Below are 17,765 nucleotides of genomic sequence, written 5' to 3' on the forward strand. Positions count from 1 at the left end.
TCCTTCCCTGCTGGAGTTTCACTGTTCGTTCTGCTTGCGCTGGACCGCTTCGGCGATCCGCTTGATCCGCCGCATCCGCGCATCCCACTCCGCGCCGACGGCGGCGAGCTGAGCGACCGCACGCGCCAGTTGCGCCTCGTCCACCTGGAACCTCCGCTCCCGCCCAGCCGGCGTACCGCGCACGAGGCCGACCCGGTCCAGTACGCCGAGATGCTTCGCGATCGCCTGGCGGGTCACCGGCAGCTGCTCGCTGAGGCTGGTCGCGGTACCGACGCCGTCCGCCAGCAACAGGTCGAGCATCCGCCGACGCGTCGGATCGCCGACCGCGGACCACAGGTCGTCGTCGACCGCCGTGGTCATCGCTTGGCCACCACCCGCACGGCGTACTCGCCGAGGAGGGGAAGGTAGTGGTCCCACCCGGTGACGTGATCGCGGTACTGCTCCTTGAGCTTGGCGATCTCCCAGCCCATCTCGCGGAACCCCGTCTCGGTCATCCGCACCTTGGTCCCGGCACCCGACGGCGTCAGCTCGAAGGTCACCAGCAGCGAATCGGTGCTCTCCACCTTCCCGTCGGCATGCACCCACCGGAACGAGAACAACCGCGGCGGCTCGACGTCCACCACGACGATCGGTACGACGTTGGCCCGATCTCCCCAGACCAGCTCGCCGACCGCGCCGGGCACCACCTTGAGATCCGCCTCGTCGCTCCACCACTCCGAGATGTGCTCGGGACTGCTGACCACCTCGAACGCCACCTCGGGCGACGCGTCGACATAGATCTCCCGCTCGATACTCCCGAACTCCATACCCACTCCTTCACGCGCAACCTTTTGTTGCATGTGACGGTAGTCGATGGCGACTCATCGTGCAACCATCGGTTGCCTATTCGGCGAACCGGCCGGCAGCCACGAAGACGGTCAGGGCCAGGTAGGTCAGATTGATCGCCGCGTGGGCGTACTCGCGGCGGCGGCCGGTGACGATCGCGGCGCCGATCATGATCGTGCCCAGGCCGGCCGCGGCCAGCGGAACCAGGACCGGCACGAGGTCGAGGACCGCCGGTAGGATCAGGCCGATGGCGCCGAGGATCTCGACCGCTCCCAGGGTTTTGAGGAAGGCGGGGCTGAACTCCAGCACCCAGCCGCCACCCGGTGCCTTCGCCAGCCTGTCCCGCGGGATGAACAGCTTGTTCGCGCCCGCCACCAGGAAGGCCGTCGCGAGCAGCCCGGTCACGATCCAGAGCGCGAGATCCATGGTTTCCTCCTGCTGGTGTTACCTCCGCCCGTCCGGGCCCGTCATGGGTGATGACGGGATTCGCCGGCGGGAGGTAACAAGGTGACCGGACTTGGTCCGCAGGACACGGTGGCGGAAGCGTTCGAGGCGCACCGCGGGCGCCTGGTGGGCATGGCCTACCGGATGCTCGGGTCGCGGGCGGACGCGGAGGACGCCGTACAGGAGGCGTGGCTTCGGCTGGCGCGGCAGGACACGGCCTCGATCACCAACCTGGCCGGCTGGCTGACCACCGTGGTCGGACGCGAGTGCATCGACGTACTGCGCCGGCGCAAGGCCAAGCCCGAGACGCCGTACGACGACCAGCTCCCCGAACTGGTGGTCACCCTGGAAGACGGCGGCGCCCCCGAGGACGACGCGGTACTCGCCGACTCGGTCGGCCTCGCGCTGCTGATGGTTCTCGAAACCCTCAGCCCGTCGGCGCGACTCGCGTTCGTGCTGCATGACCTGTTCGCGGTGCCGTACGAGGAGATCGCGCAGATCCTCGGCAAGTCCGTCGACGCCACCAAGATGCTCGCCAGCCGCGCCCGCCGCAAACTCCAGGGCACTCCCCAACCCGCCGAAGACCGCGCCGACCAGCGCGCTGTGGTCGACGCCTTCCTCGCGGCCGCCCGCACCGGCGACTTCGAAGGCCTCCTCCGCGTCCTCGACCCCGACGTCACCTGGCGCGTCCACACCGCCCGCGGAGTCGTCGTCCGCCTCGGCGCCACCGCGATCGCCACCAAGGCCCAACACGGCCACAACACCCGACTCACCGCCCGAAACGTCCGCGTCAACGGCGCCCCCGGAGTCATCGCCTGGGACGAAAAGGGCAGAGTCCGCACCGTCATGGCCTGCACGGTGGTCAACGGCCGCATCACCGAAATGGTGTCGCTCACCGACCCGGCCCGGCTGGCGAAACTGGATCTGCCGGATCCGCCTGCTTGATCCGGCAAGCTCTTCGACCAAGGAGCAATGACAAGTTGCTGAGCTCGACCTGCTGGTACGCAAGCTCCGGAGTACCGGACGGAGCCGGTCCGCAGTACGGGCTGGGACCGGTCTGCTGGCAAGATCTGCTGGGTGCAGATCGGGATGCTGGGGTCGTTCGAGGTCAGGACCGGCGACGGGGTCGTCGCTGACGTGCCCGGGGCCCGGTTGCGGGGGCTGCTGGTGGCGCTCGCGTTGGAGCCTGGTCAGGTGGTCCCGAAGTCGAGGCTGGTCGACTGGATCTGGGGCGAGAACCCGCCCGCTGAGGCGGCAAATGCCTTGCAGCGCTTGGTTTCTCGGCTTCGCAAAGTGCTGCCGGCCGGGACGGTGGAAGGGCTGCCCGACGGCTACCGGCTGCGGGTGGAGCCCGACGCTGTTGACGCCGTACGGTTCGAGCGTCTCGTTGGGCGGGCTCGCAACGGTGAGGATCCGCAACGGGTGCAGTTGCTACGCGACGCGCTGGCGTTGTGGCGTGGCGCAGCGATGCAGGACGTCGGCCTGACCGAGAGCCCGGCGTACGACGCGGCGGTGACCCGGCTCGATCGACTTCATCTGACTGCCCTGGAGGATCGGTACGACGCGGAGGCCACCCTCGGCGCGGAGGTGGTCACGGAACTCACCGATCTGGTGGCCGAGCATCCCGTCCGCGAGCGACTGGTCGCCGCGCTCATGCGCGCGCTTGCCGCGACCGGTCGTGACAGCGAGGCTCTGCTCGTCTACGAGCGCACGCGCGAGGCCCTCGCCGACGCGCTGGGCGTCGATCCTTCGCCGGAACTGTCCGCACTTCACGTCGCCCTCCTCAGAGGCGAACTCCATCGACCGGACCAGCCTCGCAAGAACAACTTGCGCGCCGAACTGACCAGCTACGTCGGCAAGGACGAGGAGATCGTCACGGTTCGCGATCTCGTCTCGGCGCATCGGCTCACCACGCTGATCGGGCCGGGCGGTGCGGGGAAGACCCGGCTGGCCACCGAGACCGCGCGCACGCTGGTCGACGGCTTTCCGGACGGCGCATGGCTGGTCGAGCTTGCGCCGATCGGCGTGGACAGTGACGTCGCGCAGGCAACGCTCGGCGCACTCGGCCTGCGGGATGCGCTGCTGGCCGAGGCCGCCGACCTGGAGCCGACCGCCCGGCTGATTGCCGCGCTGCGCGAGCAGGATGCGCTGCTGATTCTCGACAACTGTGAGCACGTGATCGGATCGGCGGCCGAGTTCGCCCATCGGGTGCTGGGCGAATGTCGCCGGCTGCGAATCCTGGCGACGAGCCGCGAACCGCTCGGCATCACCGGCGAAGCGCTGTGGCGGGTCGTCCCGTTGAGCCTGCCCGCGGGCGACGCCGACCTGAGCGAGCTCGAGGCTTCGCCCGCGATCCGGTTGCTGCGCGATCGGGCGGCCGCAGTACAGCTGGATCTGGAGGTGGGTGCCGACACGTTGTCGACGATGGCCCGCGTCTGCCGCGCGCTGGACGGGATGCCGCTGGCGATCGAACTGGCCGCGGCCAGGTTGCGGACCATGTCGCTCGAACAGCTCGCCGACCGGCTGGACGACGTGTTCCGCCTGCTGACCGGTGGCAGCCGGACCGCGCTCCCCCGGCAGCGCACGCTGCGCGCGGTGATCGACTGGAGCTGGGAGCTGCTCAGCGACGCCGAACGGATGGTGCTGAGCCGGCTCTCGGTGTTCGCCGGCGGCGCGAGCCTTGAGGCGGCTGAGCACGTCTGCGCCGGCGGTCCGGTCGACTCGGCCGACGTACTGGAACTGCTGACCGCACTGACCGAGAAGTCGCTAGTGGTTGCCCAGAGCAACCAGGCGCCGCGGTACCGGATGCTCAGCACCATCAAGGAGTACGCCGCTCAGCGGCTGGCGCAGGCCGGCGAGGCGGAGCTGGCCCGGCACGCGCATCTCGCCTACTTCACCGCGCTTGCCGAGACCGCGGAACCACATCTCCGCCGCGCCGAGCAGCTCAAGTGGGTCGCGGCGCTCCGGGCCGAGCACGACAACCTCAGCGCGGCGATGCGTGGTGCGATCGCGGCGGGCGAGGCGCAGGGCGCGATGCGGCTGGCCGCGGTCGCCGGCTGGTACTGGTGGCTCAGTGGGCACAAGGCCGAGGGCAACGAGCTGGTGATGGCGGCCACCGAGACACCCGGTGAAGTCACCGATGAGGTCCGGGCGATGGTCTACGCGCTGGTGGTCATGTTCCTGAGCTCCGGGCCCGGCGACGAACATCGCGCCAAGGAATGGATCCACGAGACCTACCGGATCAGCCATCGTCTCGAGAACCCGCCCGCCTATCTGCAGCTGATCGACCCGCTGGAACGCATGTTGCGCTCCCCCGGCGACTTCCTGTCCGCCTGGGAGCCGTTGGTCGACAGCGTGGACCCGTGGGTCCGCGCGCTGGGCCGGCTGCAACTCGGCAAGATGCGGATCGTGCTCGGCCATCCGGGGCGGGAGGCCGACGCGTTTCTGGAGCTGGCGCTGGCCGAGTTCCGGACCGTCGGCGAGCGGTTCGGCATCTCTTTCGCGCTGCAGGAGCTGGCGGAGCGGATCGCCGTACGGGGTGATTTCACGGCTGCCTGCGAGTACTACGAAGAGGCCATTGCGGTCGTCGTCGAGGTCGGTTCCGTCGAAGATGTCATTCCGATGCGCTCTCGGCAGGCTCAGCTGTACTGGTTGCTCGGGGACAAGGAGGCCAGCGACGCGGCGATTGCCGAGGCGCACCGGTACGCCGAGCGCGTCACCTGGCCGGGGGCGTTGGGCCTGCTGGCTCTCGCGAAGGCAGGGCTGGCTCGCTGGGGCGGCGAGACTGCGGAGGCGCATCGCCAGCTCGGACTCGCGGCGGCGATTCTGGGCGAGGAGGCGAATCAGTCGAGTGTGCGCGCAGGGACCCAGACGTTGCTGGGCTATCTCGCTGACGATCTCGGCGAGGCTCGCGAGCACCACGCGTCGGCGTACCGGGCAGCGACGGAGGCCGGGCACGCGTCGGTGCTGGCCGGCGTACTGGTCGGGATCGCGGATTTTGCCTTGCGCAGCGGAGAGTACGAGCAGGCGGCGCGACTCGTCACGGCGGCTGTCGGCGTACGGGGGCTGGCTGATCGGTCCCTGCCGGACGAGGCCCGGATCGAGCAGACAGCGCTGAGCCGCCTCGGCGAAGCGAACTTCGCAAAGGCGGCTCGGGAAGGCGCGGAGACGGACTGGAGTCAGCTGGCCGACGTCACGCTCGCTTCTTGAACGTGGACGACGCCCACAGGTAGCCGGCCAGCGTGATGCCGAGGCACCAGGCGAGGGCTGCGACCATGTCTCCGGTCTGCGGCGTGCCATTGAGGAATCCGCGCAGTGTCTCGATGATCGGCGTGAAGGGCTGGTACTGCGCGAACTGCTTCACGCCCGGCCCCATCTTGTCCGCCGGCACGATCGCGCTGCTGAAGAACGGCAGCATGATCAGCGGTACGGCGGCCATCCCCGCTGTCTCGGGCGACTTCGCCGACAATCCCAGCGCGACGGTGAGCCAGGCGGTCGCGAATCCGAGCAGGACGACGAGAGCCAGCACGCCCAGCCAGTCGACGAATCCCGCCGAAGGACTGAACCCCAGCGCGAACGCCAGCCCGATGAGCGCCGCGATCGCGACCAGGTTGGTCAGCACACTCGCTACGACGTGGCCGTTGAGCACCGCGCCACTGGAGATGTCCATCGCCTTGAACCGGTTGATGATGCCCTTGGTCATGTCGGAGTTCACCGCGACGGCAACACCGCCCAAGCCGTAGCAGACCGCCAGCAACATCAGCCCGGGTGTCACGTAGTCGACGTAGTCCACGCCGACGTTGAAGGCGTCACCGAACACGTACACGAACATCAGCATCATCACGATCGGCATCAGCACCGCGTTGAACACCGAGGTCGGGTTCCGGGCGATGTGCTTGAAGTTGCGGCGCAACATCACGACCGAGTGGGACTGGGTGCTCATTTCGCGACCTCCGTCGGGTGGCCCGTGAGGGCGAGGAAGACATCATCGAGATCAGGGGTGTGCACGGAGAACTCCTCCGCGCTCAGTGCGTACTCGTCGAGCCGGTCCAGCAGCGCCCGCAGCGACTGCGTTCCGGCGTCACTGGGCACCTGCAGGACGAGGTTGTCGTCGTCCCTCGTGGCGTCCTGGAAGAGTTGGGCCGCCGCTTCTAGCTGTTGCATATCGGTGAACTTCAGCCGCACGTGCGTGCCAGGAATCAGCCGCTTCAACTCAGCCGGAGTGCCCTGGGCAACCAACTTGCCCTGGTCGAGCACGGCCACCAGGTCGGCCAGTTGGTCAGCCTCTTCGAGGTACTGCGTGGTCAGGAAGATCGTCACCCCGTCGGCCACCAGCTCGCGGATGATCGCCCACATCGTCCGCCGGCTCCGCGGGTCGAGCCCGGTCGTCGGCTCGTCCAGGAAGATGATCCGCGGCTCGCCGACCAGCGTCATCGCCAGATCGAGCTTGCGCTTCATGCCCCCGGAGTACGTCGCCACCGGCTTCTGCGCCGACTCCACCAGCTCGAACCGCTCCAACAGGCCCTCGACGACCTGCTTGCCGTTCTTGACCCGCCGGAGATCAGCCATCAACTCGAGGTTCTCGTACCCCGTCAGCAACTCGTCCACAGCGGCGAACTGCCCGGTCACCCCGATGACCTTCCGGACCTCCTTGGTCGCTCCGGCAACGTCATGCCCGCCAACCGACGCCGTCCCACCATCGGCTTCCATCAACGTGGTCAACACGTTGACCGTCGTCGTCTTCCCCGCTCCGTTGGGCCCCAGCAGGGAAAAGATCGTCCCCGCCGGAACCTCCAGATCAATGCCGTCCAGCACGACCTTGTCCCCAAACGCCTTCCGCAGCCCCGAGACCGCGATCGCTGTTTCTCTCATGGGCCAACCATGTCGGCCGCCCCTGACACCCTCCTGACACCGCCCTGACACGGTGTGGAGGCCGCCGTCATCACCGCGTCGGGCACCGCAGTGCGTACGCAGCAAGCAAAAGGCCTGTCTCTCGGAGACCTGGCGTCGGGCGCACATCATGATGACGGCGACGACTCTGGCAACTGTCGTTGGAACCCGCGAGGATGCACAACCAGCGCTGGCATCCACCGCTGGCCCGCTCATGCGCTACCAGGCCGCGCCTGACGCGAGCAGTGCGCCCAGCAGTGCCGTGGTTGAGTCCCGATGACGCCGATTGGGTAGTGTCGTAGCGTGACTGCTGAAGGCGGTACGGAATCCACCCTATGGAAGATTCACGGTGAGCGACTCGTCGATGACACCCGTCGGCTGCGGTTGAGCATCGCTTCCGTCGAGCTACCCGATGGTGTCCGGTTCGAGCAGTACGTTCTGCGGATGCCGAAGGCCGCCATGATGGTGGTGCTCGATGACCAGCAAGAGAACGTGTTGATGATGTGGCGACACCGCTTCATCATCAACCGCTGGGTCTGGGAGTTGCCGGGTGGCTATGTCGATCCTGACGAGGATCCAGCGATGACCGCGGCGCGGGAGGTCGAGGAGGAGACTGGGTGGCGCCCGAGGAGTGTCAAGCCACTGGTATCTCTGCAGCCCTCGGTGGGAACGACTGATGCCGAGAATCTGTTGTTCGTGTCGTACGGTGCCGACTACATCGGTGAGCCGGAGGACATCAACGAAGCGGAACGGATCGAGTGGGTGCCGCTCGACTCGATCCGCGAACGTATCAACACCGGCCAGATCATCGGTGCGGCGTCCCTCGTCGGTCTGCTGCACGTGCTCGCGTTCCAGGCCGGCTGACCGGGCCCAATGGGGAGACCCCGATCTCGATCATGCTCTCGAACAGGGAGTTGACCGGTTCGACGTTCTTGTATGGCGCCAGGTGCGTGCCGAGGTCCTGCAGATAACTGGTGCCACGTGTCGATCGCACGGACGCGGCGAGTGTCGTTGCCTCCATGCCGAGGGCGCAGGACTCCTCGAGCCGACGCTGGTCCGCCAGGATGCTTGCGAGCAAGGCCGAGTTGAACAGACGGCCGCGTTCGTACCCGTCCGTCATCTCGAGGGATCGCCGGGCGAACGGTTCGGCATCGACAGGAAGGCCTAGGTCGCGAAACGCGTGCGCGAACTTGGCTGCCAAGTACGCGTGGTCGAAATACGTCAGCCAGTGTGGTCGCTCCTCAGTGTCGGACTTGTTGAACGCGTCCTCCGCGCGGCTCAGCGCAGCCAGGCAACCTGCCTTATCCCCCTGCAGCGCCAGGCCATGGGCTTCCATGACCGCTGCCTCAGCTTGCAAGATCTTCGAGCCAGACCGTTTGGCACTGTGCTGCGCTGCGAGCGCGAGATCGACGGCGCTGTCCGGTGCCCCATGGAATGCCGACTGATGACTCATGCCAGCCAACATCTCGCTGGCGAGCCGCTCATCGTCGGCTTCATGACACAGACGCAGCGCCTGACGCAGATGAGTGTGGCCGGATGCATGTTGGCCGGTGTCATACGCCATCCATCCGGCCAAGTGGTGGAGTTCGGCAGCGGCCGCGAACAGGTCAGATCGGCCTCTGCCCGAGGTACTCTCCTGCACCAGCGGTATGACCGTCGCGTTCAGATATGAGGTCACCACCGAACGGCTGTGACCCCGCCGTACCGGTTGTCGAGGCGACGGAAGACCTGCGTCATCTCGCGGATCTCGGTGCTGGCAGCAGGTCTTTCACGGCTCCTGCGCTGGTTCAGGCTGGCCGCGGTGCCTACCAACAGGCTGGCCCCTACCGCCGTGAGGCCGGCGCCGGCCGACTTGATGAACTGTCTCCGATGCACTCCGTCTGCTTCGGCGAGTGGTCGAGTCTGCACGATAGAGCGGACGTCGGAGCGCGGGTATGCATCGACGCTGTGCTGGCCGTCGTAGTCGGCTGACGCAGGTGGCGCTGTCAGATCGCCTTGCTCCCCGAGGGTGGCGGGCCGAGCCGTAATACTGAACCACAGCAGTTGCTCGGGGATATGCAGGGCCTGAGCCCAGCGATCGAGCTTGTCGATGTCCCGCACCGGTGTCGCGCTGCGCTCTATCCGGCTAACCTGCCCCTGGGTCAGTCCGAGCCACTGGCCGACGAGCGCCTGCGTCGGTTCGGGCCGCAGCAGCTTGCGGTAGGCCACCAGCAGCTTGCCGAAGTGTCGTTCACTCGCAGCTTCGGCGAGTACATCGGCCTTCCAGAAGTCGTCTGAGAGGCACGGCGCCGCGCGGGTGAGCTCGGGGGCACGCCGTTCGCACGGTCCACACTGGTCACCGTTGTTATCCGCTGCCAGATACGCACCGCATGAAGGACATGGCCGCCGCCGGGAGCACGTCACAGCGCCAACACTACCTGTGACGACCTGTCGGTATGCATGAAACACATATTCCCGAGCGCATATGTATCGCCGTCGTTTTCCACCACGCAGCGCCATTGGATGGTTGTCCTCCGACAACCGACCCAATCGAGCGGGGACGTGGGCTATGCATCACCTGATGTGGGGCATGTGGATCATCGCAGCTATCTGCTATGTCGGCATCTTCCGCGACATTGTGCGGGAGGTACGCGGCGAATGACGATCCACAGGGAGATGCCACTCCCAACCCACCGCCGCGTCCGTGTCTGGTTCGGTGGACACGTCATCGCGGAGTACACGGCTGAGCCGGAGACCGCCATGCGGCATCAGGCCGCGATGACGCGGCGCTTCGCCAGTCTGTGCGTCACCATCGAGCCGGCGGTGTCCGATGCAGACGTCTCGTGAAAGGCCAGCGTGGACGGCCGTGGCGGCATCGGCTCTGGGAGCACCTACTGATGACCGACGGCGAACTGGCGGATATCAACGCGCAGCTCGAAGAGTTCGCCCAGGTCGAGGGCTTCGCGATGGGAACTATCTACACCGAAGGAACCGACACGACGCCGGCCGCCTTTGAAGCCCAGATCGCGGTAGTCAATCGCTACGAGGTGACGACGGTCGTCATCGCGAACACCACCCCGTGATCTGGCGGAACCGGCGGAGTCGTCCTCAGCCCTCAATGCGGTGGATCGCCGCACACCCTGCCGGTTCCGTCACTAATCGTCCCTGTCTGAGCCTTCCCCGAGTCCCCTGGCTCCTCCCGGCTCAGACAGGGGCCCCAAAACCGGCTGGGCGGAACATGCGAGCGAGGCTGCCCGCGCCAGCCGCTCCCAACCTCCCGATGCCGGACCCATTCGGGAGTGGCCGCACTGATCTCTACGACCGGGATTGCAGCCCCGATGAGAGACAGCGAAGGCCTGATGGCCACCGCCGTCCTTCGTTATCTATCAGCGGCCGACGAAGGACGGCGGTGGACTTGTCCACAGACCCCGCCACCGAAGTGAGGCAGCTATGTCCGATGTCCAACGACTCAAGGAGCAATTGCACCAGGTCGCGAGCGAGGCGAAACAAGCGTCCGGAGGCCTGGCGGGGTTCAAGCTGCGGTTCGCGCAGCACACTGCACAGGTCGAAAGTTTGATCGCTGGAACCTCCACCCGCGCCGATCGCGACATCGCGGAAGTGCTGGATGCCGCGGGTAAAGCCGTCGACCAGGCGGTGGAAGCGCTACAGATCGCCGCGGCCGGCTGCGCGAATTACGCGAACCAGATCTAGCGGCAGCCATGCCCTCCGATCTGCAACTGGTGGCGCAAGGGCTGGTCGATTGTCTCAACGAGGTCCCGCGCCTCATCTACGCACTTCAGCAGCGAGCCTGGATCTGTCGGGAACATGCCGCTCTGGTCGTTCAGTTGTCGGGTGGGCGCGCGACGAACGCCGCTATGCAACTGGATGAAGCAGCTAGGCGATGCGAAGAAGCTGCCCACTACCTGTCGATGGCTCCGCCGAAGGCTCACGGCTGGGCGCAGCAGATGGTGGACGGCATTCGCACCGTTGGGCCAACCGGCAGCGACACTGCCCGTAGACCGGATGCACTAGGCGGGAGTCCACCGCCGGCGGAACGCAGGCCGGATGAGCGATCGTCAGAGCCAGAAGCGAAGAAGTCGGGTGAGATCGCGCGGGCCGGCGATGAGACAAGTCCGAAAGACGAACCGCAAACGCCGAAGTTGAGCGATGATGACGTCGGTCAGGTCTTCGAGCGATTGCCGGTGCGAAAGCCGGGCGATAAAACCAGGGGCGTATGGCGTGATAGCGAAGGTACCGACCATGACCTTGTCAGCGGTCAGCACGAGGACGACTTCCATGCGGCGCAGCGTCATGCCGAGAAGCTCGGACTGGTCCGTAGGCCTCATGGGATGACAACTGCCGCCGATGTCGAACTGAAGTTCGCCATGCGTATGCGTCGAGAAGGTATCCGGCACGCCGAAATCATCATCAACAACAGACCTTGCGAGGGACAACTCGGTTGCGATGAACTTCTTGATAGATTTCTCCCCGACGATGCAACACTGATCATCCACGGCCCCAACAACTTCAAACGCATGTATCCGAAGAGTCTGAATCCGGAGTGAGTGACGACGATGACCACGGCAAAGGCATATTTCAAGCACGGACATGGGGACGATCCAGTGATCGCGGCGACAGACGACGACGTTGATCAACTGATCGACGCACTAGTCACCGAGTCATGGGAAAACTCTGTAGCGGCTGTGTATGTCGATGGACGGTTGAACTCGGCCGGCGTACCCGACCACGAGCTGCTTGTTGCGGTTGACTACGAAGACAAGACACGCGGTGCGTTGCGGTATATGGGCCGCGATGGCGTCTACCTCAGCAAGGGAATAAGCTCCGAAGCCGACACGGTTCTGTACTACTACATGGGAAGCGATCGCGAGTTCCCACGCGGTTCACTGTTGGCCCTCGATGACATCCGCACGGCTGTAAAAGAGTTTCTTGCGAGCGGCGCCGATCGCCCGACGAGCATCAAGTGGCAGGATTTGAACGAAGATATAACGTAAACGTCGATACGAACCGTGGTGCGAGAGATACCTGAGACAAACTAGACGCTGACCAAGATTGGGGCATTGGGCTTCTGAGGCTCGGCACTACCGCTGAGACGCTGCTCGAGCTACCCATAACCCAGAGGTCGCAGTCGCAGGGTGCCCTAGCAGTCTGGCAAACCCTAGGACGGTCAGTTTGTCAGACGCCTTCGCCGACTCAAGATCCCTGAACGGGCCACGGTTGGACCGAGATCAACCTGGTCCTTGACCTAGCGTAAGTGGCCCACGTGCGCTTGACTTCGAGACCAAGCATCTTCGGGGGAGACCATGGCGGAAAAAGTTGTGTACGTGCCGGCGGCTCAGGTCGATGAGGCCATGCTGCTGGCGCATATCAAGGCCTCAGGCTTCGCGCGAGTCGACGTTGTGAAGGTCTGGGGACCGAATCCCCTCAAGATCTATTATGACGGCACCGCTGCAGGTCGCGAGCAACTACGTGATGCTATTTCGGCTGGTCTCAGGGCTCAGTTTGAGTCGGACACTGTCTCTTTCGAAGGCGAGAAGCCTGAATGACGGACTGGCTGGGATGCCTGATTCCAAGTGAAGCCGATGACGGATTGCTGGTGGAAGGGCTCACTGCGGCAGGTCTTCGATGCTCGCTAGATCGGCGCCACGGTGGGACGCTCGTTGAGGTCACGTGGGACGGAACTACTGCTCATCGGGAAAGGATTCGAGCGGCATTGCAGTCCGCTTTCTTGAATCAAGTCGCTCGCGCCGACGTCGAGTTCTTAGACGAGCGAGCAGGCCGGGAGGCTTAATCTCGCGCAGGCGATGGTCTGAGTCTCGTTCCCAGCGTCGCCCGGCGACATCATAGAAGGTGACGTGAGACTCGAACTCGACCTCGATCGGATCGCTTCCTACTGGCCAGTTGACTCTGGTGCTGGCGGAGATGTTGGCTTTTTGGCCAGGTTCTAGCCGTTTGAGAACCTTCGTGACGGTACGAGGTAACCCCTGCTCCGAAGCGCCGTCCAACGTGGAAATCCTGACTTCGACAATCACTTCTGAAACCACGTCGCCGCTGGAATTGTAAACGGTAGTGGTAGCTGCTTTGTCGAAATATGAGTGTTTGACACCAGAGCCGCCGCCTTTTACTGGCGCCGTCAAACGTACCTGAGCCGCCTGCTCTGCTCGCCGGTCTCGAGCCTGATTGCGGCGGTCCACTTGCTCGCGGCCAAGCAGGTAGAGCGCGATTGTGGCGGTGGCAACGGTTCCCAGGGCTTCCAGCCAACTAGCAAGGTCAGAGCTCGTCATCAGCACGATCATCTTGTGAACCTTAAGGCATATATCAGCGTGGGCCAGGCTCGTAGCGTCAACTCGACCGCCAGGCTTCGAGCGTTCCAGAAGAGTCTTAGCTCTCATCCATTCGCTCGAGCGCGTCGTACAACAAACGGCCTAGTTCGGTGCTCTCATACCGGACGCCACCCAGCACGCCCAACGAGGTCGCGAAGCCTTGGCTCACAAGGCGAACCAACCCAAAAGCCACGGCCTCATCAGTACGTCCAAGACGCCGGCCGATCTGCCTTACCGTCTGGACGCCGGATGGCTCCTCTTCCTCGCTGCGCTGATCAAACACGTACCGATCGCGGATCTTTCGCAAAACACGGACGTCGTCTCCATGAAGATTTCGGAGACCACCGAGGATCAACTCATACTCATTGACACGATCCAGGTCGCCAACTGCCGCTCCGAAGGCAGCCCCCATCGCCTCAAGCAGGTGGCTCTGACCGGTCATTGCCGCCTCCCATAGAAGGCGCGTGAGTAAGGGCACGACCTCTGGCTCGTTCTCGATACGCTCCGCGAGGTCTTCGCGACTCAGGCCCGACACCTTGATCGCCACCTTCAGCGCCAGAGACCTGTTCCGCCCCCACTCGGATCGAACCGCTACAAAGATCCGTTCGACCAGTGGCCCGGTACCGGGCACGAAGGTAGAGGAGATCTCTCCTGCCACCTTCGCCGGAAGCGACTCCCTGTCCGTCATAGCCGGCCGCCCTCTCGTGTGTCGAGATTTCGTTTTCGGACCTGGAACCCATGTACGGCGACCGGGCATCGGAATGCCACCGAAATGCTGAACGCCCCAACTGCACCCCAAGCAACCATTTGCCGAATCTAGCCGGTCTGATGCCGACGGCATAAGCCGCAGAGTCCCAGCCGAACCATCACCGACTACGTCAACCTGCTCAAGCTGGAAGCGAAGGGGCCTGCAATGCCGAAGCGGCGCAGCCAGGGCGATGGCGGCGTTCACTGGGGTGCCAGCAAGCAGCGCTTCATCGCAGTCGTGTACCTCGGTCCCGCTCCGGCGGGCAAAACGCGAAGACCGCGACTCACAGCTAGCGCCAAGACCCGGACTGAGGCAAAGACGAAGCTGAAGGAGAAGCTCCAGCTTGCCTAGGATCGTGCGGCTCTTGCAGCCAAGGACTACACGGTCGGGCAGGCTGTGAACGAGTGGTTCGACTTCGGATTGCACAAGCGTGCATCAACGACCGTCAAGAACCTGCGCAGCCTGGCGAGCACGCATGTCATACCTTTTCTCGGAGCCCAGAAGCTTCAAGCCCTCACGGCCGATGAGTGGCTTGCAGAAAAGGCCAAAGGTCTTAGTACCGACACGCTTCGCCGACTTCACTCGATCCTGCGCCGGTCGATCATGCGAGCCCAGGCGCGGGGAGAAGGTGCACCGCAACGTAGTGATGCTCTGCGAGATCCCCAACGGCACAGGCGGTCGGCCGTCAACGTCCCTCGCTGTGCATCAGGCTGAAGCCCTTCTGAAAGCTGCCGAATCGTCGGCAATGCATGCCTTCGTCGTCGTCTCTCTGTTGACTGACGCTCGCACCGAAGAGCTTCGCGCCTTGACCTGGACGAACCTGGATCTCGACGGTCGAGCCTCCTGTGCCGCCGTCGATCCGGGTCTGGCGATCGGTGCGGGAGGGCAACGACACCAAGACGCGCAAGTCCAGGCGAACTCTTGAGCTTGCTGTGCGCTGCGTGGAAGCGCTGAGCGAGCACCGGGAGCGTCAGCAGGTCCGGCGGGAGGCAACAGGTCGCCGCTGGCAGAACCTCGACCTGGTTTTCACTTCCGAGATCGGTACGGAGCTGGATGCCGCCAACGTGCGACGCGCCTTTCGGAAGGTCGTCCAGGCGGCCGGACTCGATCCGGCGATGTGGACGCCTCGCGAACTGCGACACAGCTTCGTCTCGTTGCTATCGAGCAGCGGCGTTCCGATCGAAGACATCTCGCGGTTGGTCGGGCACGCCAGCACCAACGTGACAGAGAAGGTCTACCGCCACGAGCTGCGACCGGTGCTCACAGAGGGCGCCATGAAGATGGACGAGATTTTCCCCGGTCAGCGCGGTCGCAAGGGCAACGAGAAGCCGTAGCCTCCCGATTAGCCTCCCAGGTCAAAAAATCAGAGGCCCTTTCCCAGTAGGGAAAGGGCCTCTGACCTGCGGTGGAGCTTAGGGGATTCGAACCCCTGACCTCTTCCATGCCATGGAAGCGCGCTACCAACTGCGCCAAAGCCCCGCGGTGTCTTGCGGACTCCGAAATATTAGCGGATGGAGGGGTGGAAAGAAAAATCGGGTGGGGTGGGCGGGAGGGTGAGGAAGAGCACGGCGGAGGTGGGTGGGTTGTGGCGGATGAAGAAGGCACACGGTGATAGGTCGGCGAGGTACTCGGCGCGTGAGGCTGCGGGGGACGCAGGGATGCCTGGCCGGCCAGCCAGGCCTGTAGGCGCCATGGAGGCGCTGAGGACCCAGCGGTAGCAGACGAGGCGCACCCGGACGCCCGCGCGACGTAGGAGCGGTAGTCAAAGAAGGGTGGGTGGGAGCACCCAGAGCCGTGAGCGACGTAGGAGCGAGCCGGCGGCGGGTGCGCGGGTGTTCTTAACGCTGGGGATCGTCGCTCATGACGGGCTCGGGCAGCGACCCGGCGTTCCACTCTTCTATGCGCCAGCCGTGGCGGCCGGGGAGGAGGGAGACCCAGTTGCAGTTGGAGAGGCCTCCGAAGGCCGGCCAGTGGGCTTTGGGGATGCCCAGGAAGAGGCAGATGCCTACTCGGGCTGCGAGGCCGTGGGTGGCTACGACGATGGTGTCTTCGGGTGTGCCGGACTCGATGGCTCGCAATAGGGCGGGGGCGAAGCGTTCGGCGACCTCTTCGACGGTTTCGCCGGCGGTGCCGCGGCGTTGGGGTTCACCGGAGCGGATGCGGAGGGCGGCTTCGGGGTGGATGGCGGCGAGTTCGTCCATCGTCATGCCGGCCCAGTCGTCCACATTGATCTCGCGGAGGGCTTCATCGTACTCGACCTTCAGGCCTGTGAGAGCGGCGAGTTCAGCGGCGGTCGCGGCGGCGCGCTGGAGGTCGCTGGAGAAGAGCCGGGTGGGGGCCAGGGAGGCCAGGCGCGCGGCGGCGGCGCGCGCCTGGGCGACACCCACCTCGTCGAGGGGGATGTCGGCCTGGCCCTGGATCTTGTCCTGCAGGTTCCACTCGGTCCGGCCGTGGCGCCAGACGATCAGCCGACCCGCGGTCATTCGGCCGTGGTGGAGGATCCGGCGGCGGGCGTGGTGTCCTCGTCGGCGGAGCGGTCGGCCACCACCGGCGTCGCGACGGTGCCGTCGGCGCCCGGGAGCGGGATGATCGGGCAGTCGCGCCAGAGCCGCTCGAGGGAGTAGAAGTTGCGCTCCTCGTCGTGCTGCACGTGGACCACGACCTCGAGGTAGTCCAGCAGCACCCAGCGGCCTTCGCGGGCGCCCTCGCGGCGCACCGGCTTGGCGTCGAAGTCGACCCGGAGCTTGTCCTCGATGGCGTCCACGATCGCGCGGACCTGGCGGTCGTTGGAGGCGGACGCGACCAGGAAGGCGTCGGTGATGGCGAGCTGCTCGGAGACGTCGAACGCGAGAACGTTCTCGGCCTTCTTGTCGTGGGCCGCCTCGGCAGCCGCGGTGAGCAGCTCGATGGCGCGTTCGGTGGCAGGCATTGCGGTCCTTTGCTAGTGGTGCAGGTGACTAGTGGTTGGTGTAGAGGTCACGCTTGGCGATGTACTGGACGATCCCGTCGGGCACCAGGTACCAGGTCGGGTTGCCCTTCGCGACGCGCTGGCGGCACTCGGTGGAGGAAATCGCCAGCGCCGGTACCTCGAGCAGCGTGATCCGCTCCATCGGGAGCCGGTCGAGCGGCAGTTCCTGCGAGCTGTACCCCGGCCGGGTACAGCCGACGAACTGGGCCAGCTTGAACATCTCGTCGACGTCGCGCCAGGTCAGGATCTGGGCCAGCGCGTCGGCACCGGTGATGAAGAACAGTTCCGCGTCCGGGTAGAGCCTGGCCAGGTCGCGCAACGTGTCGATCGTGTACGTCGGTCCGGGCCGGTCGATGTCGACCCGGCTGACCGAGAACCGTGGGTTGGAGGCGGTCGCGATGACCGTCATCAGGTAGCGGTCCTCGGGGGGTGAGACCGCGCGGTCCAGCTTCTGCCAGGGCTGGCCGGTCGGAACGAAGATCACCTCGTCGAGGTCGAAGTACGACTGCACCTCGCTCGCCGCGACCAGGTGGCCGTGGTGGATCGGGTCGAACGTGCCACCCATCACGCC

Annotated in this window: 23 protein-coding genes and 1 tRNA gene; 10 read left to right on the forward strand and 14 right to left on the reverse strand. The window is 65.3% G+C overall.

Annotated elements, in window-relative coordinates; genetic code table 11:
- Window positions 1–18: 18 nt before the first annotated feature.
- The 3 genes from OX958_RS24885 to OX958_RS24895 all read right to left on the reverse strand — a co-directional run bounded on the left by OX958_RS24885 (window position 19) and on the right by OX958_RS24895 (window position 1,251).
- Window positions 19–360 carry an ArsR/SmtB family transcription factor gene (locus tag OX958_RS24885; RefSeq protein WP_270131818.1) on the reverse strand — a complete coding sequence of 114 codons (342 nt, stop codon included), beginning with the start codon at window positions 358–360 and terminating at the stop codon, window positions 19–21.
- On the reverse strand, window positions 357–806 hold the full coding sequence (locus OX958_RS24890) for an SRPBCC domain-containing protein (protein WP_270131819.1): 450 nt from the start codon (window positions 804–806) through the stop codon (window positions 357–359). Before OX958_RS24890 ends, OX958_RS24885 begins: the two co-directional genes overlap by 4 nt.
- A 76-nt stretch (window positions 807–882) precedes the next feature.
- On the reverse strand, window positions 883–1,251 hold the full coding sequence (locus tag OX958_RS24895) for a DoxX family protein (protein ID WP_270131820.1): 369 nt from the start codon (window positions 1,249–1,251) through the stop codon (window positions 883–885).
- Between the two features lie 81 nt (window positions 1,252–1,332).
- On the opposite strand from OX958_RS24895, the gene OX958_RS24900 reads away from it, so the two are divergent.
- A complete protein-coding gene (locus OX958_RS24900) occupies window positions 1,333–2,214 on the forward strand; it encodes a sigma-70 family RNA polymerase sigma factor (RefSeq protein WP_270131822.1) in 882 nt (293 codons plus the stop codon).
- A 132-nt stretch (window positions 2,215–2,346) separates the two neighbouring features.
- Window positions 2,347–5,478, forward strand: a complete 3,132-nt coding sequence (locus tag OX958_RS24905; protein WP_270131823.1) for a BTAD domain-containing putative transcriptional regulator — start codon at window positions 2,347–2,349, stop codon at window positions 5,476–5,478.
- Here the strand turns inward: OX958_RS24905 and OX958_RS24910 are convergent.
- Window positions 5,462–6,211 (reverse strand): ABC transporter permease, encoded by a 750-nt coding sequence (locus OX958_RS24910; RefSeq protein WP_270131824.1) that lies wholly within the window; start codon window positions 6,209–6,211, stop codon window positions 5,462–5,464. The two genes, OX958_RS24905 and OX958_RS24910, sit on opposite strands and share 17 nt — an antisense overlap.
- Complete coding sequence (locus tag OX958_RS24915; RefSeq protein WP_270131825.1) at window positions 6,208–7,140, reverse strand: ATP-binding cassette domain-containing protein; 933 nt, start codon at window positions 7,138–7,140, stop codon at window positions 6,208–6,210. The genes OX958_RS24910 and OX958_RS24915 overlap by 4 nt, the downstream gene beginning before the upstream one ends.
- Before the next feature lie 321 nt (window positions 7,141–7,461).
- On the opposite strand from OX958_RS24915, the gene OX958_RS24920 reads away from it, so the two are divergent.
- Complete coding sequence (locus OX958_RS24920; protein ID WP_270131826.1) at window positions 7,462–8,022, forward strand: NUDIX hydrolase; 561 nt, start codon at window positions 7,462–7,464, stop codon at window positions 8,020–8,022.
- On the opposite strand, the gene OX958_RS24925 is transcribed toward OX958_RS24920, so the two are convergent.
- Window positions 7,964–8,836: a hypothetical protein gene (locus tag OX958_RS24925; RefSeq protein ID WP_270131828.1), complete on the reverse strand. Its 873-nt coding sequence runs from the start codon at window positions 8,834–8,836 to the stop codon at window positions 7,964–7,966. The genes OX958_RS24920 and OX958_RS24925 overlap by 59 nt on opposite strands.
- The gene (locus OX958_RS24930; protein ID WP_270131830.1) at window positions 8,833–9,366 is read right to left on the reverse strand and encodes a hypothetical protein; all 534 of its coding nucleotides are present in this window, start codon (window positions 9,364–9,366) and stop codon (window positions 8,833–8,835) included. The genes OX958_RS24925 and OX958_RS24930 overlap by 4 nt, the downstream gene beginning before the upstream one ends.
- Window positions 9,367–9,795: 429 nt before the next feature.
- Here OX958_RS24930 and OX958_RS24935 point away from each other — a divergent pair, with 429 nt between their 5' ends.
- From OX958_RS24935 to OX958_RS24960, 6 genes are all read left to right on the forward strand, one after another.
- A complete protein-coding gene (locus OX958_RS24935) occupies window positions 9,796–9,984 on the forward strand; it encodes a hypothetical protein (protein WP_270131831.1) in 189 nt (62 codons plus the stop codon).
- Window positions 9,985–10,034: 50 nt separating this feature from the next.
- Window positions 10,035–10,220: a hypothetical protein gene (locus OX958_RS24940; protein ID WP_270131832.1), complete on the forward strand. Its 186-nt coding sequence runs from the start codon at window positions 10,035–10,037 to the stop codon at window positions 10,218–10,220.
- A gap of 367 nt (window positions 10,221–10,587) precedes the next feature.
- Entirely contained in the window at window positions 10,588–10,848 is a 261-nt protein-coding gene (locus tag OX958_RS24945) for a hypothetical protein (protein WP_270131833.1), read from the forward strand.
- An 8-nt stretch (window positions 10,849–10,856) separates the two neighbouring features.
- Entirely contained in the window at window positions 10,857–11,702 is an 846-nt protein-coding gene (locus OX958_RS24950; RefSeq protein ID WP_270131834.1) for a DddA-like double-stranded DNA deaminase toxin, read from the forward strand.
- 9 nt (window positions 11,703–11,711) lie between these two features.
- Window positions 11,712–12,149 (forward strand): Imm1 family immunity protein, encoded by a 438-nt coding sequence (locus OX958_RS24955; protein ID WP_270131835.1) that lies wholly within the window; start codon window positions 11,712–11,714, stop codon window positions 12,147–12,149.
- 309 nt (window positions 12,150–12,458) lie between these two features.
- Window positions 12,459–12,701: a hypothetical protein gene (locus tag OX958_RS24960; RefSeq protein WP_270131837.1), complete on the forward strand. Its 243-nt coding sequence runs from the start codon at window positions 12,459–12,461 to the stop codon at window positions 12,699–12,701.
- Between the two features lie 135 nt (window positions 12,702–12,836).
- Here the strand turns inward: OX958_RS24960 and OX958_RS24965 are convergent, their stop codons facing one another.
- The 3 genes from OX958_RS24965 to OX958_RS24975 all read right to left on the reverse strand — a co-directional run bounded on the left by OX958_RS24965 (window position 12,837) and on the right by OX958_RS24975 (window position 15,133).
- Window positions 12,837–13,451 carry a hypothetical protein gene (locus OX958_RS24965; protein WP_270131838.1) on the reverse strand — a complete coding sequence of 205 codons (615 nt, stop codon included), beginning with the start codon at window positions 13,449–13,451 and terminating at the stop codon, window positions 12,837–12,839.
- A gap of 85 nt (window positions 13,452–13,536) precedes the next feature.
- Window positions 13,537–14,166 (reverse strand): hypothetical protein, encoded by a 630-nt coding sequence (locus OX958_RS24970; RefSeq protein ID WP_270131839.1) that lies wholly within the window; start codon window positions 14,164–14,166, stop codon window positions 13,537–13,539.
- 745 nt (window positions 14,167–14,911) lie between these two features.
- Window positions 14,912–15,133: a hypothetical protein gene (locus tag OX958_RS24975; RefSeq protein WP_270131840.1), complete on the reverse strand. Its 222-nt coding sequence runs from the start codon at window positions 15,131–15,133 to the stop codon at window positions 14,912–14,914.
- A gap of 34 nt (window positions 15,134–15,167) precedes the next feature.
- On the opposite strand from OX958_RS24975, the gene OX958_RS24980 reads away from it, so the two are divergent.
- The gene (locus OX958_RS24980) at window positions 15,168–15,560 is read left to right on the forward strand and encodes a tyrosine-type recombinase/integrase (protein WP_270131841.1); all 393 of its coding nucleotides are present in this window, start codon (window positions 15,168–15,170) and stop codon (window positions 15,558–15,560) included.
- A gap of 72 nt (window positions 15,561–15,632) precedes the next feature.
- Here the strand turns inward: OX958_RS24980 and OX958_RS24985 are convergent.
- The 4 genes from OX958_RS24985 to nadD form a co-directional block, all read right to left on the reverse strand.
- A tRNA-Ala gene (locus tag OX958_RS24985) sits at window positions 15,633–15,705 on the reverse strand.
- 359 nt (window positions 15,706–16,064) lie between these two features.
- The gene (locus OX958_RS24990; RefSeq protein WP_270131842.1) at window positions 16,065–16,709 is read right to left on the reverse strand and encodes a histidine phosphatase family protein; all 645 of its coding nucleotides are present in this window, start codon (window positions 16,707–16,709) and stop codon (window positions 16,065–16,067) included.
- Window positions 16,706–17,155, reverse strand: coding sequence for a ribosome silencing factor (gene rsfS / locus OX958_RS24995; RefSeq protein WP_270131843.1), 450 nt, complete (start codon window positions 17,153–17,155; stop codon window positions 16,706–16,708). Before rsfS ends, OX958_RS24990 begins: the two co-directional genes overlap by 4 nt.
- Window positions 17,156–17,183: 28 nt before the next feature.
- Window positions 17,184–17,759, reverse strand: a complete 576-nt coding sequence (nadD, locus tag OX958_RS25000) for a nicotinate-nucleotide adenylyltransferase (RefSeq protein ID WP_164600993.1) — start codon at window positions 17,757–17,759, stop codon at window positions 17,184–17,186.
- Between the last annotated feature and the right edge of the window lie 6 nt (window positions 17,760–17,765).

Origin of the sequence: Kribbella sp. CA-293567 (assembly GCF_027627575.1) — a bacterium.
Classification (GTDB): Bacteria; Actinomycetota; Actinomycetes; order Propionibacteriales; family Kribbellaceae; genus Kribbella.

Bases quoted from the DNA above. Each gene is read 5' to 3' on its own strand.
- OX958_RS24970 (WP_270131839.1), bottom strand. From the start codon at position 14,166: ATGACGGACAGGGAGTCGCTTCCGGCGAAGGTGGCAGGAGAGATCTCC.
- nadD (WP_164600993.1), bottom strand. From the start codon at position 17,759: ATGGGTGGCACGTTCGACCCGATCCACCACGGCCACCTGGTCGCGGCG.
- OX958_RS24945 (WP_270131833.1), top strand. From the start codon at position 10,588: ATGTCCGATGTCCAACGACTCAAGGAGCAATTGCACCAGGTCGCGAGC.
- OX958_RS24890 (WP_270131819.1), bottom strand. From the start codon at position 806: ATGGAGTTCGGGAGTATCGAGCGGGAGATCTATGTCGACGCGTCGCCC.
- OX958_RS24915 (WP_270131825.1), bottom strand. From the start codon at position 7,140: ATGAGAGAAACAGCGATCGCGGTCTCGGGGCTGCGGAAGGCGTTTGGG.
- OX958_RS24950 (WP_270131834.1), top strand. From the start codon at position 10,857: ATGCCCTCCGATCTGCAACTGGTGGCGCAAGGGCTGGTCGATTGTCTC.
- rsfS (WP_270131843.1), bottom strand. From the start codon at position 17,155: ATGCCTGCCACCGAACGCGCCATCGAGCTGCTCACCGCGGCTGCCGAG.
- OX958_RS24940 (WP_270131832.1), top strand. From the start codon at position 10,035: ATGACCGACGGCGAACTGGCGGATATCAACGCGCAGCTCGAAGAGTTC.
- OX958_RS24885 (WP_270131818.1), bottom strand. From the start codon at position 360: ATGACCACGGCGGTCGACGACGACCTGTGGTCCGCGGTCGGCGATCCG.
- OX958_RS24935 (WP_270131831.1), top strand. From the start codon at position 9,796: ATGACGATCCACAGGGAGATGCCACTCCCAACCCACCGCCGCGTCCGT.
- OX958_RS24990 (WP_270131842.1), bottom strand. From the start codon at position 16,709: ATGACCGCGGGTCGGCTGATCGTCTGGCGCCACGGCCGGACCGAGTGG.
- OX958_RS24895 (WP_270131820.1), bottom strand. From the start codon at position 1,251: ATGGATCTCGCGCTCTGGATCGTGACCGGGCTGCTCGCGACGGCCTTC.
- OX958_RS24965 (WP_270131838.1), bottom strand. From the start codon at position 13,451: ATGATCGTGCTGATGACGAGCTCTGACCTTGCTAGTTGGCTGGAAGCC.
- OX958_RS24960 (WP_270131837.1), top strand. From the start codon at position 12,459: ATGGCGGAAAAAGTTGTGTACGTGCCGGCGGCTCAGGTCGATGAGGCC.
- OX958_RS24955 (WP_270131835.1), top strand. From the start codon at position 11,712: ATGACCACGGCAAAGGCATATTTCAAGCACGGACATGGGGACGATCCA.
- OX958_RS24910 (WP_270131824.1), bottom strand. From the start codon at position 6,211: ATGAGCACCCAGTCCCACTCGGTCGTGATGTTGCGCCGCAACTTCAAG.